This is a genomic window from Acuticoccus sp. (genome assembly GCF_965213555.1).
Taxonomy (GTDB): Bacteria; Pseudomonadota; Alphaproteobacteria; order Rhizobiales; family Amorphaceae; genus Acuticoccus.
Map to the genome: position 1 here is coordinate 2,979,915 of NZ_OZ243890.1, position 13,018 is coordinate 2,992,932.

Genomic DNA, 13,018 nt, shown 5'->3' on the forward strand with positions numbered 1-13,018 from the left:
ACTGCAGGGGCGACCATGCTCGAGACCGCGGAGCGCAGCGCCTACGGGTCCGAGCATGAGCAGTTTCGCGCGACCGTGCGCAAGGTGTTCGAGCGGCACCTGACGCCGAACCTCGAGCGCTGGGAGCGCGACGGCATCGTCGGCCGCGACTTCTGGCGCGCCACGGGCGAGGCGGGCCTCCTGTGCCCGGGCGTTCCCGAGGAGTACGGCGGCCCTGGCCTCGACTTCCGCTACAACGCCGTCGTCGCCGAGGAGCTCGGCTACTTCGGGTCCAGCGCCGGCATCACACTGCAGTCCGACATCGTCGCCGACTACCTCATCGCCTACGGCTCGCCGGAGCAGAAGGAGCGCTGGCTTCCGGGCATGGTGTCGGGCGAGGTGGTGACCGCCATCGCAATGACCGAGCCGGGCACGGGCTCCGACCTCCAGGCGATCAAGACCGTCGCCAGGCGCGACGGCAACCACTACGAGGTCTCCGGCTCCAAGACGTACATCACGAACGGGCAGAGCGCGGACCTCGTGGTCGTCGTCGCCAAGACGGACCCGGACGCCGGAGCCAAGGGCATCAGCCTCATCCTGGTGGAGGCGGATCGCGAGGGCTTCGCGCGCGGGCGCAACCTCGACAAGATCGGCCAGCACTCGGCCGACACCTCGGAGCTCTTCTTCGAGGCCGTGCGGGTCCCGATCACCAACTGCCTCGGCGAGGAGGGCCGCGGCTTCGCCCAGCTCATGAACCAGCTGCCGCAGGAGCGCTTGTCCATCGCGGTGTCCGCCCAGTCCCGGGCGCAGCGCGCGTTCGACGAGGCGGTCGCGTTCACCAAGGGGCGTCAGGCCTTCGGCAAGACCGTGTTCGACATGCAGAACACGCGCTTCACGTTGGCCGACCTCAAGACGCGGCTCCAAGTGGGTTGGGCGCACGTGGACTGGGCGCTCGATCGGCACGTCGCGGGCCGCCTCACCGCGCAGGAGGCGTCGGCCGCCAAGCTGTGGCACACCGAGACGCTGTGGGCCGTCTGCGATGCGGCGCTGCAGCTCCACGGTGGGGCCGGATACATGAACGAGTACCCCATCGCGCGGATCTGGCGCGACGCGCGGGTCGAGCGGATCTACGGTGGCACCTCGGAGATCATGAAGGAGGTGGTCGCGCGGGGGCTTTGAGCGGCTGCCGACGACGGACGAAGGGCGCGCAGCACGGCCAAGCGGCCGGAGCACAAGCACAGACGCCCGGGTGGGAGGACCGATGATCGACATCGACGCGCTGACGACGGTGGGGGCCGTGTCGCGCTCCAACGCGCGGCGCGCTCCGGACCGCGCCTGCAATGTCTTTGAAGGGCAGGTCACGACGTTCGCCGAGTTCGACGCGCGTTGCGACCGGGTGGCGAACGCCCTTGCCGCGGTCGGGGCGAGTCGCGTCGCCTACCTTGGCAAGAACTGCGACCTCGTCACGGAGGTGTTCGTCGGCACGACGCGGGCCGGCGGGATCTTCGCCCCGATCAACTGGCGCCTCGCGCCGCCTGAAATCGCCGCCATCCTCGGAGGGTTCGACCCCCAGCTCCTGTTCGTCGGTCCCGAGTTCGTCGGTGCGGTCGAGGCCATCGGGGACGGGCTGCCGGCAGGCCTCACGGTCCTCGCGATGGAGGGCGGACACCCGTCCTGGCCGGACTACGAGGCGTGGCGCGACGCGCACGATGCGAGCGCGATGGAGGAGCGGTCGGGACCGGACGGCCCGGCGCTCGTGCTCTTCACGTCGGGCACGACCGGCGTGCCGAAGGGCGCGATGCTGTCCCACGAGAACCTCCTCGGCCAGCGTCGCGAGACGCCCCGCGACTTGCCCTACGACCACTGGCGGGACGACGACGTCAGCCTGATGGCGATGCCGCTCGCCCACATCGGAGGCATCGGCTGGTGGCTCATCGCCTTCGAGAACGCCTGCCCCTCGGTGATCGCGCGCGAGTTCGACCCCTCCAAGGTGGTGGACTTCATCGAGCGCGACCGCGTCTCGAAGCTGTTCATCGTCCCTGCGGCGCTCCAGTTCATCGTGCGCCATCCCCGCGCCCGGGAGGCGGACTTCTCGCGCATCGACATGATCTGCTACGGCGCGGCGCCGATGCCGCTCCAGCTCCTGCGCGAGGCGATGGACGTCATCGGCTGCGGCTTCCTGCAAGCCTACGGGCTGACCGAGACCACCGGCACCATCGCGATGCTCCTGCCCGAGGACCACGTGCGCGAGGGCTCGCCGCGGATGCGCTCTGCCGGCCGAGCGGTGCCGGGGTCCGAAATCCGTGTCGTGGGTCCGGACGGCAATGTGCTTCCACCGGGCGAGATCGGCGAGGTGGCGATCCGCGGCGGGACCGTCATGCTCGGCTACCTCAACAACCCGGAGGCGACGGCTGACGTGCTGAGCCCTGACGGCTGGCTGCGCTCGGGCGACGCCGGCTACCTCGACGAGGACGGCTACCTCACCATCCACGACCGCATCAAGGACATGATCATCTCGGGTGGTGAGAACGTCTACCCGGCGGAGGTGGAGAACGCGATCTTTGGCCACCCCGACGTCAACGAGGTGGCCGTGATCGGCGTGCCGGACGATCGCTGGGGCGAGGCGGTCAAGGCGGTGGTCTCGCCGCGCGACGGGCGGCAGGTGGACGAGCCGAGCCTCATCGCCTGGACGCGGGAGCGGCTCGCCGCGTTCAAGTGCCCCAAGACGGTCGACGTCGTCGACGCGCTGCCGCGCAACGCCACCGGCAAGGTGCTGAAGCGCGAGCTGCGCAAGCGCTACTGGGCCGACCGCGAGCGGCAGGTCAACTGAGCGCCGTGGCGCTGGCGTCTGCTCCCCCTCGGCACGACGCCCGCGGCGCGCTGGCGGACGCGCTCGGCCGCATGGCGCCGCGCCTTGCGCCCGGCGCCACCGGCATCGAGGCGCTGGAGCTGATGACCGGCGGGGCGAGCCACGAGACGTGGGCCTTTCGCCTGACGGGCACGGGGGAACGGCTCGTGCTGCGCCGCGCGCCGGAGGAGCCGCGGCCGGGCGCCATCGGCGTCGGGCTCGACGTCGAGGCGGCGGCCATAGCGCGGGCTGGCGAGGCCGGCGTGCCGGTGCCGCGCGTGCGCGCTCGGCTGTCGCCGCAGGATGGCGTCGGGACCGGCATCGTCGTCACGCGCGTCGAGGGCGAGGCGCTGCCGCGCCGCGTCCTGCGGGACCCAAGGTTCGCGCCCGCCCGCGACCGCTTCGCGCGCGATGCCGGCCGCATCCTCGCGGCGATCCATGGGACGGGCTGCCAAGGGCTCGGGCTCGTGGAGCATACGCCGCAGACGACGCTCGCGTCCCTCGCAGCGCGCCACGCCGAGCTCGGCGAGCCGCGGCCGGTGTTCGAGCTTGCCCTGCGCTGGCTCGCCGACCACGTCCCGCCGGCTCGGCCCCCGCGCCTCGTCCACGGCGACTTCCGCATGGGCAACCTGCTGTTCGGCCCGGACGGCATCCGCGCGGTGCTCGACTGGGAGCTCGTCCACGCCGGCGATCCTCACGAGGACCTCGGCTGGCTCGCCATGCGCAGCTGGCGCTTCGGCGCCTCGCACGTCGTGGGCGGGCTGTGCGCGCGCGAGGCGCTGTGGGCGGCCTACGAGGCGGCAGGCGGTGCGCCGGTGGATCCCGCCGCGGCGCGCTGGTGGGAGACGCTGGCGGCGCTGCGCTGGGGCGTCATCGTCGAGGAGATGGCGCGCTGGATCGCGGCCGGCATCGACCGGTCCGTGGAGCGGCACGTCATCGCCCGGCGGGCGAGCGAGGCCGAGTGGACGCTCCTGTCCGACCTCACCGCACGGCTCGCGTGATGCAGGATCGCCCGGACTGCGAGAGCATCCTCGCCGCGGTGGCGACCTTCCTACGGGAGACCGCGGCGCAACAGCTCGACGGCCATGCCGCGTTCGAGGCGAGGGTCGCGGCGGCCGCCGTCGACATCGTGCGGCGTGAGATCGGCTCGGACACGGGTGCGGCGGAGCACGCGCGCCTCGCCGCGCTCCTCGGCCGCGACGGGACGCTCGCCGACCTCACCGGGAAGCTCGCAGAGCGCATCCGCGCCGGCGCGATGGACGCCTCGACACCAGGCCTTCTCGCGCACCTTGAGGCGACCACGCTGGACAAGCTCGCCGTTGACCAGCCAGGCTTTGCAACCGCTGCTGGGCGCACCGAACGCTAGGAGGCCGACCCATGGACTTCGCGCTGCCCCGTGAGCTGCAGGACTACCTCGCGCGCCTCGACGCCTTCATCGACGACACCATCCGGCCGCTCCAGGCGCGGGACGACAACGAGCGTTACTTCGACCATCGCCGCGAGTGGGCGCGCACTGACTTCGAGCGCGACGGGCTGCCGCGGCCGGAGTGGGAGGCGCTGATGGCGGAGGCGGTGCGGCTCGCCGACGAGGCAGGCTTCTACCGCTTTTCCCTGCCCCGGGAGTACGGCGGAGAGGACGGCGGCAACCTTTGGATGGCGGTCATCCGCGAGCACCTCGCCGCCAAGGGGCTCGGGCTGTTCAACGACCTGCAGACCGAGCACTCCATCGTCGGCAACTTCCCCGTCATCGTGATGCTGCGCGACTTCGGCTCGCCGGAGCAGAAGGAGCGCTACATCCGCGGCGCGCTGGAGGGCGGCTTCCACCTGTCCTTCGGCCTCACCGAGCCCGAGCACGGCTCCGACGCCACCTTCATGGCGACGCGGGCGGTGCCCGAGGCACGGGAGGGCCGCGCCGGCTGGCGCATCGACGGCGAGAAGATGTGGACGACGGGGATGCACACCGCATCCCACTGCGTCGTGTTCGCGAGGACCGAAGGCAAGGACGGCGACGCGCGCGGGATCACCGCCTTCCTCGTCCCGTCGGACACGCCGGGCGTGAGGGTCGAGGAGTACCTGTGGACCTTCAACATGCCCACCGACCACCCGCGCGTCAGCTTCACCGACGTATGGGTGGCGGACGAGGCGGTGTTCGGCGAGCCGGGCGGCGGGCTCGCCCTCGCCCAGGCGTTCGTGCACGAGAACCGCATCCGCCAGGCCGCGTCCTCGCTGGGCGCCGCGGTCTACTGCATCGAGGAGAGCGTGCGCTACGCCCGTGACCGGACCGTGTTCGGCCAGGATTTGTCGCGCAACCAGGCGATCCAGTTTCCGTTGGTCGAGCTCGCCACCCAGGCCGAGATGCTGCGCCTTCTCATCCGCAAGACGGCGTGGGAGATGGACCAGATGCCCCACCCCGAGGTGGAGCGACGCCTGTCGGACAAGGTGTCCATGTGCAACTACTGGGCGAACCGGCTGTGCTGCGAAGCAGCGGACCGGGCGATGCAGGTGCACGGCGGCATCGGCTACTCGCGGCACAAGCCGTTCGAGCACATCTTCCGCCACCATAGGCGCTACAGGATCACCGAAGGGTCGGAGGAGATCCAGATGCGCAAGGTGGCGGCGTACCTGTTCGGCTACATGGGTCCGCGCAAGAACGCGGTGCCGGCGCCGACGCCGCGCTCGTCGACCCCTGCCAAGCCTCGTATGGTCGAGGCGGCCCAATGAGCGCGACCGAGACGGTCCGGGTCGAGGTCGCGGACCGCGTCATGACAGTGACGCTGTCGCGGCCCGAGAAGCTGAACGCGTTCAACGCGGCGATGCGCGAGGCGCTGATCGCTGCCTTCGATCGGGCGGACGCCGACGACGAGGTGCGCGCCGTTATCGTGACCGGCGAGGGCAGGGCGTTCTGCGCCGGGGCGGACATCTCGGCGGGCGCCGGAGGTTTCGGCAACCCCGGCGCCAGCGGCGACGCGGACTGGGGCGACGAGCGGCTGCGCGACGGCGGCGGCCTCGTGACGCTGCGCATCTTCCGCTGCCTGAAGCCGGTGATCGCCGCGGTGAACGGTGCGGCCGTCGGCGTCGGGGCGACGATGCAGCTTCCCATGGACGTGCGCCTCGCCTCCGACGCAGCGCGGTTCGGGTTCGTGTTCGCCCGCCGCGGGATCGTGCCGGAGGCGTGCTCGTCCTGGTTCCTGCCGCGCGTCGTCGGCGTCTCCACGGCGCTGGAGTGGTGCTATACCGGCCGCGTGTTCGATGCCCGCGAGGCGCTCGAAGCCGGGCTCGTGCGCTCGCTCCACGCGCCGGACGACCTGATGCCCGCCGCCCGCGCCCTCGCCGCCGAGATCGCGGACCACGCCGCGCCGGTCTCCGTCGCGCTGACGCGGCAGATGATGTGGCGCATGCTGGGCGCGCGCGATCCCATGGAGGCGCACCGCATCGACAGCCGGGGGATCGCCGCGCGCGTCGCCTCGGGCGATGCCGCCGAGGGCGTCGGCAGCTTCCTGGAGAAGCGGGCGGCCGCCTTCCCGGACCGGGTCAGCCGCGACATGCCGGGGTACTTCCCCTGGTGGGAGGACGAGCCTTGGCGCTGAGCGCCGACGGACTAGAACCAGCTGGACAAATAATGAGAACGGGGAGGGGACGATGGCGCTGGCCGAGGTGACGACCGACACGAGGCTTCTCGTGAGCCGTGAGGGCGACGTCGTCGTCGTCCGGCTCAACGACCCGAAGACGATGAACGCGCTGACCGAGGACATCGCGAATGGGGTCCGCAGCGCCCTCGAGGAGGCCGGCACGAGCGCCCGCGCGGTGATCCTCGCCGGTGGCGAGCGCGCGTTCTCGTCCGGCGCCAACCTCACCGGCTCGTCCACCATGGGCTCGCCGGAGCACGACACCGGCGCCTCGCTGGAGCGCACGTTCAACCCGCTGATGGAGACGATCCGCGGCCTGCCGATCCCCATCGTCACCGCGGTGCGCGGCGCGGCGGCGGGCGTCGGCGCCTCCCTCGCCATGGCAGGGGACATCATCGTCGCCGGCCGCTCGGCTTACTTCCTGGAGGCGTTCGCGCGCATCGGCCTCGTGCCGGACGGCGGCGCGACCTGGCTCCTCACCCAGGCCGTCGGCCGGGTGCGCGCCATGGAGATGATGCTGCTCGCCGAGAAGATCCCGGCGGAGAAGGCGCACGGGTGGGGCCTCGTCACCCGCGTCGTCGACGACGAGGCGGTGGACGCCACCGCGATGGAGATCGCGGAGAAGCTCGCCGCCGGGCCGTCCCGCGCCCTCGGCCTCATCCGCCGCGCCGCCTGGTCGGCGGCTGAGTCGACGTTCGCCGAGGCGATGGCCAACGAGCGCGCGCTGCAGCGCGAGGCCGGACGCCATCCGGACTTCGCCGAGGGCGTCGCAGCGTTTCGTGAGAAGCGGCCCGCGCGCTTCGCCGGCTGAACCAACACAAGGAGGCCCGCCATGGCCGAAGCCTACATCGTCAGCGCCGTGCGCACCGCCGGCGGCCGCCGGGGCGGCAAGCTCGCCGGCTGGCATCCCGTCGACCTCGCCGCGGCCACCATCGACGCGGCGGTCGAGCGCGCCGGGGTCGACCCCGCTGCGCTCGAGGACGTCATCATGGGGTGCGTCGGGCAGACCCATGAGCAGGGGCTGCACGTGGGGCGCAACGCGGTCCTCGCCTCGAAGCTGCCGGAGAGCGTGCCGGCTGTCTCCATCGACCGCCAGTGCGGCTCGTCCCAGCAGGCGATCCAGTTCGCCGCCCAGGCCGTGTTGAGCGGCACGCAGGACCTCGTCCTCGCGTCGGGGGTCGAGTCGATGTCGCGCGTGCCCATGGGGGCGACCGGCCGCTTCACGCCGCAGTTCGAGGCGGGATCGCCGAAGAGCCACCGCCTCGACGAGCGCTACCCCGGCATCGCCTTCACCCAGTTCAAGGGCGCCGAGATGATGGCGCAGAAGCATGGCTTCGAGCGCGAGGAGCTCGACGAGTTCGCGCTGCACAGCCATCGCAAGGCGGTCGCCGCGACCCAGGGTGGCGCCTTCCGCGACGAGGTCGTGCCCGTCGAGGTCTCCGACGGCAGCGGCGGGACGACGATGCACACCACGGACGAGGGCATCCGCTTCGACGCCTCGGCGGAGGCGCTCGCCGGCCTGAAGACGCTGGAGCCGGATGGCCGCATCACCGCCGGCAACGCCTCGCAGATCTGCGATGGCGCGTCGGCCGTCCTCGTCGCCAGCGAGGCGGCAGTGAAGGCCCATGGCCTCAGGCCGCTCGCGCGCATTCATGCCTTCACGGTGACCGGGGGCGACCCCGTCATCATGCTGGAGGAGCCGCTGTTCGCCACCGACAAAGCGCTCGAGCGGGCTGGGATGTCCCTCGACGACATCGACCTCTTCGAGGTGAACGAGGCGTTCGCCTCGGTGCCGCTGGCGTGGCTGAAGCACACCGGCGCCGACCCCGAGCGGCTCAACGTCAACGGCGGCGCCATCGCGCTGGGGCACCCCCTCGGCGCATCCGGCACCAAGCTGATGGCCACCCTCGTCCACGCGCTCCGGGCCCGCGGCAAGCGCTACGGGCTGCAGACCATGTGCGAGGGCGGCGGGCTCGCCAACGTGATGATCGTCGAGGCGGCCTGAGCGGTCCGACGGCGACCTTCGTAGGGTCGACTTGATCAAGCAATAAACGGGACAACGGGGAAGGAACGAATGATGAGGAAGACGACGAGGACGGCGCTGCTGGGCGCGACCGCGGCCGTCGCGCTGGGTGGCGCCGCGCAGGCCGAGACGCTGCGCTACGCCATCGGCTGGCCGCCCAACACGGTGGCGACGGACGCGATCCAGACTTACGCCGACGTCGCGGCCGAGGCATCGGGCGGCGAGCTGGAGGTGAAGGTCTTCCCGCTGTCGCTGCTCAACTTCCTCGAGGCGTCGGCGGGCGTGCGCGACGGCATCGCCGACATCGTGACGATCCTCGTGCCTTACTTCCTGTCGGAGTTCCCGACGACGAACTTCGCGGGCGAGCTGTCCGGCCTCGTCGACCTCGAGGAGGGCGTCGGCGAGCGCGCCAACATGGCCTTCACCGGCGCGTTCTCCGAGTTCGTGATGCTGAACTGCGAGGACTGCGCCGAGGAGTTCGCCGCGCAGAACCAGGTGTTCACCGCCGGCGCCACCAGCCCGTCCTACATCCTGCAGTGCACCAAGCCGATCACCACCGCCGAGGACCTGCAAGGCGCACGGCTGCGGGCGGGCGGGGCGTTCTGGGCACGCTGGGCCGAGGAGATGGGCGCTACCACCATCTCCATGTCGATCAACGAGACGTTCGAGGGGCTGAGCCAGGGCGTCCTCGACTGCACCATGAGCTCGGGGAGCGAGCTCTCTCAGTTCGGCTTCATCGACGTCGTGAGCGACCTCACCACGGGCGTGCCAGGCGCGGTGTACGCCTCCGCGACGTCGAGCGTGAACCGTGGGACCTGGCAGGGGCTCACCGACGAGGAGCGGACCGCGATCATGCGGGCCTCCTCCGCGCTCAGCGCGCACATGACTTGGAACTACTGGGACGAGTCGCAGAAGAACTTCGAGGCGGCGCGCGCGAAGGGCATCACCTTCCACGAGCCGGCTGACGCGCTGCTCGAGGAGAGCCACGCGTACATCCTGCGCGACGCCGAGGCCCGGATCGCCGACTACGCCGAGCGCTTCGGCCTCCAGGAGGGGGACGCGAAGCTCGCCACCATGCGAGAGCTCATCAACAAGTGGGTCCCGCTGGTGCAGGACGTGGAGACGGTGGACGCGCTGACCGAGCTCTACTGGACCGAGGTCATGTCGAAGGTGGACGTGTCGGCCTACGGCATGTGAGCGGGCGACGGACGCTCGGCTGCGGTGCCGGGCGTCCGCGCGACGCCTACCCTACGGCCTGCGGCAGGTAGAGCACGATCTGCGGCACCTGCGAGATGAGGACGAGGATCGCAAGGTCCATGACGAGGAACCACAGGACCCCGCGGAAGATCGTACCGGTGTCCACGAGGTCGCCCACCACGCTCTTGATCACGAACACGTTCATGCCGATCGGGGGCGTCAGCATGCCGATCTCGAGCAGCTTCGTCAGCACGATGCCGAACCAGATGAGGCTCCATGACAGGTCGTCGATGATGGGCAGGACGATGGGCATGGTAAGGAGGAGCGCGCCGATCGGCTCCAGGAACATGCCGAGCACCAGGTACATGACGATGATGCCGAACAAGAGCACCGTCGGGTCGGCACCCAGCGCGAGGACCGCGCTCGCCAGGTAGTCCCCCGCGCCGGACAGCGCCAGGAAGCGGGTGAGGAGGCTGGCACCGACGCCGATGAGGATGAGCGCGGCGGTGGTCGTGAGCGTCTCCTCCACGGCGAGCCTGAACTTGCCCCACGACAGCGAGCGGCGCACGAGCGCCACGAGGACGGACAGGAACGCACCGACCGCGCCGGCCTCGGTGGGCGTGAACACGCCGCTGAAGAGGCCGCCGAAGATCGCGATCATCACCGTCAGGATCGGCCAGGTCTCGACGAGGGACGCGAGCCGCTCGGTTCGGGTCAGGCGCTCGTCCATGGGAGGGGCGAGCGCGGGGTTCAGCCAGACGCGCACGAGGACGACGACGACGTAGCCGAGCGCGGTGAGCAGCCCGACCGAGACCCCGGCCAGGAAGAGCTCCGTCACCGGCGCCTGCGCGATCACACCATAGAGGATGAGGAGGATCGACGGCGGGATCAGCGCGCCGATGGTGCCCGCGACGGCGACGGTGCCCGTGGCGAGCTCGGCGGAGTAGCGGTTCGCGGTCATCTCGGGCACCGCGATGCGGCCCATGGCGGCCGAGCAGGCGAGTGAGGAGCCGCAGACGGCGGCGAACCCTGCCGAGCCGAAGATCGCCGCGATGGCGAGGCCGCCGGGCAGCGAGGCGGTCCAGACCCGCGCCGCGCGGAACAGGCCCCGCGTCAGCTCGGCATGATAGCAGACGAAGCCGAGGAGCAGGAACATCGGCACCGAGGATAGGACCCAGTTCGCCGAGAACTGGTACGGCACGACGGCGAGCGCGCCCCAGGCGACGCGCCAGCCGAGCAGCACCCAGAGGCCGCCGAACGAGACGGTGATGAGCGCGACCCCGATAGGCACCCGCAACGCGATGAGGCCGAAGATGGTGCCCAGTCCCGTGAGCCCGACGGCGATGTCGCTCATGCAGGTGGGCGGGGCTGCGCGTCCGGAGCATCTGCGGCCTCGCGCACCAGGAGGAGGAGGGCGACCAGCGCCATCAGGGCACAGCCGACTGGGACGACGTAGTAGCTCGGCCAAATGGGGATCGTGATCGAGCCCTGTTGGATCGCCGCGCCGATCTCGGCCTTGGCATTCGCCTCCAGGAGCGTACGCACGGCGATGAGCCCGAGCGCGACGGTGGTGAGCGCGCGTGCAAGGAGGGTAAGGGTGCGGCGCACCGGCGGCGGGAGGAGGTCGAACACCACCTCGACGCTGACGTGGGCACCACGACGTTCGGTGAGGGCGAGCGCAAGGAACGCGACGCCGACCATGTAGAAGTTCGACACGAAGGTGATGGTGCCGGGGAGGGGGGCGTTGAACGCATAGCGTCCCACGACGTCGGCGGTGACATGCAGCATCATCAGCGTGAGGCAGGCGCCGGCGAGCACGGTGACCACGCCGGTGAGGATCGAGGTGATGGTGCCCAGCGTGCGCAGCCTCGCCTCCTCGTGCCGCGGCGCCGGGTGCCCGCCCTTGCCGCGATCCTACAGCGAGCGGGGACGGGCTCAAGCCTGCGACGAGGTCGACCGGTCCCGTGAAGGGACTAACGAAGGGCGGACGAGCGCAGGACGAGGCTGAGCATGAAGGCCCCAGCGGCGCCGAAGAGCATCGGTCCGAGGACCGGCCACAGCGTACCTGGCCAAAACTGCGCATCGATAACCACGCCCACGACGCCGCTCGCGATGGCGCCGCCACCCATTTGGAACGCGCCCGCGAGCCCCGAGGCGGTGCCGGCAAGGTGCGGCCGCACGCTCACGGACGCTGCGACGAGGCTCGGCAGCGCGAAGCCGTTGCCGAGGCCCACGACGAGCATCGGGCCGAACAGCGCGAGCGGATGGCTGCTTCCGGCGAGCGTCGCGCCCATCGCGAGCGTCACGCCGGCAAGCGTCGCAGCGTTGCCGATGACGATCATCGGCACGATGCCCACGCGTCCGACGTAGCGACCGGTCACGTAGTTGCCGACGAGGTAGCCCACCGACACCGTCATGAAGAACAGTCCGTAACCGGAAGCCGATAGGTCGAACACCTCCACCGAGACGAACACGCCACCGGCGACGAACGCGAAGAAGGTCGTGCACAGCAGGGCAAGGGTCACGACGTAAAGCCAGAAGGCGCGAACCGCGAGGAGCTCACGAGCCTCCGCGAGGAACCTCCCGAAGGCGCCATCCTCCCCTGAAGGGGGGTGCGTCTCGATGAGGCGGACCTGAGCTACCAAGGCGGCGCAAGCGGCGAACACCAACATGAAGAGGAAGATGACGCGCCAGCTCGACGCCTCGACCAGAAGCCCGCCGAGCGCCGGCGTCACCATGGGTGCCACCGCCATGCCCATGGTGACGTAGCCGATGGCCGAGGCAGCGCTGGTCCTAGGGTAGACGTCGCGCACGATGGCGCGGGCGAGCGCGATCCCGGCGCACCCGCCCGCCGCCTGGATGACGCGCCCGGCGATCAACGCTTCAGCATTGGGTGCGAGCGCGCACAGCGCAGAGCCGAGGGCGAAGACCCACATCCCGATCAAGAGGACCGGGCGGCGACCCTTGAGGTCCGACAGCGGGCCGATGACAAGCTGGGCGAGCGCGGTCGCAAGGAGGTAGGCCGACACCGTGAGCGAGATCGCGGTGCTGGAGGTGCCGAGGTCGCGCTGCATCTCGGCCATCGCCGGCACATGCATGTTGAGCCCGATGGGCTGCACCATGGAGACCAGGATGAGCAGGCCGATGGGCGCGACGACAAGCGCCTCCGCGGGCGCTGTGTCCGTCGTCGCCGCGTGCCTCTCCGGTCCTGCGCGGCCCCCGGCGAAGGCGCTCGCGGTGTGATCGTAGGCGTTGCCGACGTCGAGCCCCTGATCGGTCCGTCTGGGCACGCCAGTGTTCAACGGGCCTCCTCAGCGTGGTGGCCCGCCACGTCAGCCACCCCAC

The 13,018-nt window shown here is 70.9% G+C and carries 12 protein-coding genes; 9 read left to right on the forward strand and 3 right to left on the reverse strand.

All coding sequences use genetic code 11. The features are described 5' to 3' along the window. Positions 1-15: 15 nt before the first annotated feature. The 9 genes from ACOOE8_RS14105 to ACOOE8_RS14145 all read left to right on the forward strand — a co-directional run bounded on the left by ACOOE8_RS14105 (position 16) and on the right by ACOOE8_RS14145 (position 9,673). Positions 16-1,158: an acyl-CoA dehydrogenase family protein gene (locus ACOOE8_RS14105; protein ID WP_420392076.1), complete on the forward strand. Its 1,143-nt coding sequence runs from the start codon at positions 16-18 to the stop codon at positions 1,156-1,158. An 82-nt stretch (positions 1,159-1,240) separates the two neighbouring features. Beyond that, complete coding sequence (locus ACOOE8_RS14110; protein WP_420392077.1) at positions 1,241-2,809, forward strand: fatty acid--CoA ligase; 1,569 nt, start codon at positions 1,241-1,243, stop codon at positions 2,807-2,809. A 5-nt stretch (positions 2,810-2,814) separates the two neighbouring features. Then, positions 2,815-3,828 carry a phosphotransferase family protein gene (locus tag ACOOE8_RS14115; protein ID WP_420392078.1) on the forward strand — a complete coding sequence of 338 codons (1,014 nt, stop codon included), beginning with the start codon at positions 2,815-2,817 and terminating at the stop codon, positions 3,826-3,828. Further along, positions 3,828-4,193 carry a DUF6285 domain-containing protein gene (locus ACOOE8_RS14120; RefSeq protein WP_420394715.1) on the forward strand — a complete coding sequence of 122 codons (366 nt, stop codon included), beginning with the start codon at positions 3,828-3,830 and terminating at the stop codon, positions 4,191-4,193. The genes ACOOE8_RS14115 and ACOOE8_RS14120 overlap by 1 nt, the downstream gene beginning before the upstream one ends. Positions 4,194-4,204: 11 nt before the next feature. Continuing rightward, complete coding sequence (locus ACOOE8_RS14125) at positions 4,205-5,548, forward strand: acyl-CoA dehydrogenase family protein (protein WP_420392079.1); 1,344 nt, start codon at positions 4,205-4,207, stop codon at positions 5,546-5,548. Continuing rightward, on the forward strand, positions 5,545-6,414 hold the full coding sequence (locus tag ACOOE8_RS14130; protein WP_420392080.1) for a crotonase/enoyl-CoA hydratase family protein: 870 nt from the start codon (positions 5,545-5,547) through the stop codon (positions 6,412-6,414). The genes ACOOE8_RS14125 and ACOOE8_RS14130 overlap by 4 nt, the downstream gene beginning before the upstream one ends. A gap of 52 nt (positions 6,415-6,466) precedes the next feature. Further along, on the forward strand, positions 6,467-7,264 hold the full coding sequence (locus ACOOE8_RS14135) for an enoyl-CoA hydratase-related protein (RefSeq protein WP_420392081.1): 798 nt from the start codon (positions 6,467-6,469) through the stop codon (positions 7,262-7,264). A 21-nt stretch (positions 7,265-7,285) separates the two neighbouring features. Next, positions 7,286-8,458 carry an acetyl-CoA C-acetyltransferase gene (locus ACOOE8_RS14140; protein ID WP_420392082.1) on the forward strand — a complete coding sequence of 391 codons (1,173 nt, stop codon included), beginning with the start codon at positions 7,286-7,288 and terminating at the stop codon, positions 8,456-8,458. A gap of 69 nt (positions 8,459-8,527) precedes the next feature. Beyond that, positions 8,528-9,673 carry a C4-dicarboxylate TRAP transporter substrate-binding protein gene (locus tag ACOOE8_RS14145; protein ID WP_420392083.1) on the forward strand — a complete coding sequence of 382 codons (1,146 nt, stop codon included), beginning with the start codon at positions 8,528-8,530 and terminating at the stop codon, positions 9,671-9,673. Between the two features lie 46 nt (positions 9,674-9,719). Here ACOOE8_RS14145 and ACOOE8_RS14150 read toward each other — a convergent pair whose 3' ends face one another. From ACOOE8_RS14150 to ACOOE8_RS14160, 3 genes are all read right to left on the reverse strand, one after another. Further along, a complete protein-coding gene (locus ACOOE8_RS14150) occupies positions 9,720-11,027 on the reverse strand; it encodes a TRAP transporter large permease (RefSeq protein WP_420392084.1) in 1,308 nt (435 codons plus the stop codon). Beyond that, positions 11,024-11,500: a TRAP transporter small permease gene (locus tag ACOOE8_RS14155; protein WP_420392085.1), complete on the reverse strand. Its 477-nt coding sequence runs from the start codon at positions 11,498-11,500 to the stop codon at positions 11,024-11,026. The genes ACOOE8_RS14150 and ACOOE8_RS14155 overlap by 4 nt, the downstream gene beginning before the upstream one ends. 146 nt (positions 11,501-11,646) lie before the next feature. Further along, complete coding sequence (locus ACOOE8_RS14160; protein WP_420392086.1) at positions 11,647-12,963, reverse strand: multidrug effflux MFS transporter; 1,317 nt, start codon at positions 12,961-12,963, stop codon at positions 11,647-11,649. Between the last annotated feature and the right edge of the window lie 55 nt (positions 12,964-13,018).